The following is a 286-nucleotide window of genomic DNA, read 5'->3' on the forward strand; positions in this document are numbered from 1 at the left end:
TATTTCACGGGGGCAGTGGTTCAGAGGAAGAAAAAATTGCAGAGTCATTAACGTATGGCGTAGTTAAAATGAACATTGATACCGATACGCAGTGGGCATGTTGGAACGGTGTTTTAGATTACTACAACAGCAACGAGGCCTACCTACAAGGTCAAATTGGTAACCCTAACGGTGATGATAAACCTAACAAAAAGTACTATGACCCACGCGTGTGGCTTCGTCACTCTGAGCAGCATATGGTAACAAGACTCATCCAGTGCTTTGAAGATCTTAATTGTGTAAATCG

General features: G+C 42.7%; 1 protein-coding gene. It reads left to right on the forward strand.

Annotated elements, in window-relative coordinates:
* Positions 1 to 35: 35 nt before the first annotated feature.
* A partial coding sequence (locus tag SB756_RS29375; RefSeq protein WP_410913075.1) for a class II fructose-bisphosphate aldolase occupies positions 36 to 286 on the forward strand: 251 nt, incomplete at its 3' end.

The organism is Pseudomonas sp. SIMBA_068, from assembly GCF_046534705.1.
In the GTDB taxonomy this organism is placed as follows: Bacteria; Pseudomonadota; Gammaproteobacteria; order Pseudomonadales; family Pseudomonadaceae; genus Aquipseudomonas; species Aquipseudomonas putida.